3 protein-coding genes are annotated in these 3,311 nt (G+C 32.8%); 2 read left to right on the top strand and 1 reads right to left on the bottom strand.

Going from position 1 to position 3,311, the window contains the following annotated elements; translation table 11 throughout:
* Positions 1 to 133: 133 nt before the first annotated feature.
* Together pxpB and CW357_RS17790 are read left to right on the top strand one after the other, a co-directional pair.
* Positions 134 to 856: a 5-oxoprolinase subunit PxpB gene (pxpB, locus tag CW357_RS17795; protein WP_124218778.1), complete on the top strand. Its 723-nt coding sequence runs from the start codon at positions 134 to 136 to the stop codon at positions 854 to 856.
* A complete protein-coding gene (locus CW357_RS17790) occupies positions 853 to 1,845 on the top strand; it encodes a 5-oxoprolinase subunit C family protein (RefSeq protein ID WP_124218776.1) in 993 nt (330 codons plus the stop codon). Before pxpB ends, CW357_RS17790 begins: the two co-directional genes overlap by 4 nt.
* Positions 1,846 to 2,018: 173 nt before the next feature.
* Here CW357_RS17790 and CW357_RS17785 read toward each other — a convergent pair whose 3' ends face one another.
* Positions 2,019 to 3,107, bottom strand: coding sequence for a transglutaminase domain-containing protein (locus CW357_RS17785; protein WP_124218775.1), 1,089 nt, complete (start codon positions 3,105 to 3,107; stop codon positions 2,019 to 2,021).
* Between the last annotated feature and the right edge of the window lie 204 nt (positions 3,108 to 3,311).

Here is a 3,311-nt window from a genome sequence, read left to right as displayed (position 1 = left end):
GAAAAGTCATTTACACAAAATTATTGACACTTCCTTTTTCGCTTTTTTAGAAAATTAAGATTCTAACTTGTAGTTTTTTTCAGAAAAAATATATAATTAACTAAACACATTTTTAAAACGAGGGGATATTAAAATGAAAGAGTCTTTAGAAAACGTTGAAATAAAGCCTTTTGGTGACTCAGCTCTTATCGTAAAATTCGGATCCAAGATTAATCCGAAGATTGCAAAATATATTCAGTCCTTACAAAACAAATTAAATAAAACACCTTTTACAGGCTATATAGAATCCGTTCCTTCATATACAAATTTAACTATATACTATAGCGCAATATCTATTTATCGTGACCGTAAATTTCATCCATTTCAATTTATAAAAGAATATATCGAAGAATTATTGGAATCTATTAATCTCTTAGAAGAAACATCATCAAAACTAATTGAGATTCCTGTTTGTTATGGTGGAGATTACGGACCAGATTTAGAACTCGTTGCAATGCAAAATAACATAACTATGGAAGAAGTTATTGAAATTCATAGTCAACCAGAATACCTCGTCCATATGATAGGCTTTGCACCAGGCTTTGCTTTTTTAGGCGGAATGGATGAAAAAATTGGGACATCTCGAAAAGATGTACCAAGGCTAAAAATCCCCGCCGGATCAGTTGGCATTGCAGGGAAGCAGACAGGTATCTATCCATTTGAAACACCTGGTGGCTGGCAACTTATCGGTCGCACACCTACTAAACTATTTTTACCAGAGGTACAGCCCCCTTCCCTTCTTACAGCAGGTGATAAGATTCGTTTCTATCCAATTACAGAAAAAGAATACAAACAATTAGGAGGGCAAAACCAATGACCATCTCAGTAAAAAAGCCAGGTTTACTTGCCACAATTCAAGACACTGGTCGCTATGGTTACCAACAATATGGTGTTATTGTTAGCGGAGCAATGGATTTATACTCTTTAAGAATTGCCAATCTTCTCGTTGGAAATGCTGAAGATGAAGCGTGCATTGAAGTTACTATGTTCGGTACGGTTTTACAATTCGATGAAGATTGTTTAATAGCCATTACCGGCGGGGACTTACAAGCATTTATTGATAACAAGCCTGCTCCTTTGTGGCGAACTATTTTTGTAGCAAAAGGGAGTGTTTTAAAATTCAAACGACCTATTACTGGATGCCGTGCTTACGTCAGTATTGCTGGTGGAATAGATGTAGAACCAGTAATGAATAGTAAAAGCACCTATTTGAAGGCGAAAATAGGTGGATTTTCAGGAAGACCACTCATGACAAATGATATCATTCGTACAGGAAAGCTTTCAGAGAACCAACAACTTTTACTAGAAAAATTTAATTGCCAATCGCCAGCGACTTGGTATGTCGATTATTCACATTTCGTTTCTTTTTCAAAAGATCAAACCATATACTATATAGAAGGAACTGAATATAATAAGTTTACATCAGAAAGTAAACTTCAATTTGAAACGTCTTCCTTTACTATTTCTACACAATCAGATCGTATGGGCTATCGAATGAGTGGGCCACATCTTGAACTTACAGAAAAATTCGATCTTCTTTCAGAAGCAACTACATATGGAACCGTCCAAGTCCCTTCTGGCGGTCAACCAATTATTCTAATGGCTGATAGACAAACAACGGGAGGCTATCCAAAAATAGCACAAATCATCACGGCTGACTTATCGTCTCTTGCTCAAATGTCACCAAACAGTATTGTTCACTTCAAAAAAATATCATTAGAACTAGCCCAATTAAAACTTGTTCAAAAAGAGAAGATTTTAAGTAGATTAAAAAGAACGATAGAAGCAAAACTTAAAGAAGAATAAGAATGATAACTGATTAATGTAATTTCTATCATACACATGATTAGTGGGATTAATTTAGAAACAGTAAAAGATGGTAAACGAAAAAAATGCAAATTCAATGACATGAATTTGCATTTTTTATCTTGGAAAAATTCTTTTTAACTACTAAAAATTAATTTGGTAAAGCGAGCAATTCATTGTTTCACATAGGCCGCCCAATGATTGACATTATTTTTTGAAAGCGATGTATAATTTGATCCATCAATTTTTGCTTTTGTTATATCTCCATAAAAATCTTCTAATGTTAACCATTTACCTTTTACATCAATATATTTTAATGGCATATTGTTTTGGAATAATACTGTTTTTTTATTTGTATTCATATTCCATTTATAGACATTGGAATCACTTTGTAAAGTATAGTAAAAATTATTTTTGTTGATATCAAAAGCTTGTGCGTTCATTAGAAATTCATACTTTTTACTTGTAGCAGGATTTTCAGAACGATATTTCCAATAATGATCTTTTGCTAATTGTTGGTCACTGATTAAGAAATAATTCAAGCGATAACGCTCTCCACGATCAGGCATTGGGTCATTCCAAGTGATGTCCAGGTTGTACCATTTCCCATTCACTTTTACTTTATTCCATGCGTGGTTTGAATCTTTCACCTGACCAGTTATATATTTTGTTTCAACGCCAGCTTCGGTTAAAATACGATAAGCTGCTAATGCGTATCCTTGACAGACTGCCTTATGATCAAACAGTACTGCATATGCAGAGTGACCATCATCAGTTGCATTTGAACTGTATTCAGTATGCGATGCTATATATTTATTTACAAAGTATACTTTTTCAAAGTCCGTCATATCTTTCAAATGATTTTCTTTCACAATACGTTTTACTTTATCGTTAATCTTTTTTTCTTGTTCTGGTGTTGTAAGATAATAAGCTTCTACTTTAATATGGATCAAACCTAATTTGGATGAAATATGATAAGAATAACCAGTCAAATTACCAAAGCCATAATTTGCAGTAGAACTTAATTCATCCATAATGTTTTTGAATATTTTATCGACTTCTTTAGATTTATATACAGGAATTTTTGTAGGAATTGTAAACTCAAGTTTAACTTTGTCTAAATTTTTTAAAACTTCTTGTTTAATGGCAGATTCACTTGTGATTGCCGGAACATCCTCATCAGCGTATACATCATAATGTAAATAGCCAGCAGTACCAAGAGATATAGAAAGGCCTAGTAAGATTGCAAGGAACCTTTTCATCTATTTTTCTCCTTTCAATCATTTTATCTATGATAAAAAAACATGAAATTTAAGAGTGCTATAGTAATAACTATAAATGCAAATTGAGAAAACTAGACAAGTAATTTCTGGTACAATCTCCAACTAAATAAAAAGCCTAGACAATCATGTCTAAGCTCATAGATTTATATTATACCTGAATTATTCACAGCTACATCATAAGTT

The sequence above is a fragment of the Rummeliibacillus sp. TYF005 genome, from assembly GCF_003844195.1.
Taxonomy (GTDB): Bacteria; Bacillota; Bacilli; order Bacillales_A; family Planococcaceae; genus Rummeliibacillus.
The sequence above is the reverse complement of the archived record's forward strand: the minus strand, read 5'-3'. Positions and strand labels throughout refer to the sequence as shown.

Coding starts and splice junctions, on each gene's coding strand:
- pxpB (WP_124218778.1), top strand. CDS start 134: ATGAAAGAGTCTTTAGAAAACGTTGAAATAAAGCCTTTTGGTGACTCA.
- CW357_RS17790 (WP_124218776.1), top strand. CDS start 853: ATGACCATCTCAGTAAAAAAGCCAGGTTTACTTGCCACAATTCAAGAC.
- CW357_RS17785 (WP_124218775.1), bottom strand. CDS start 3,107: ATGAAAAGGTTCCTTGCAATCTTACTAGGCCTTTCTATATCTCTTGGT.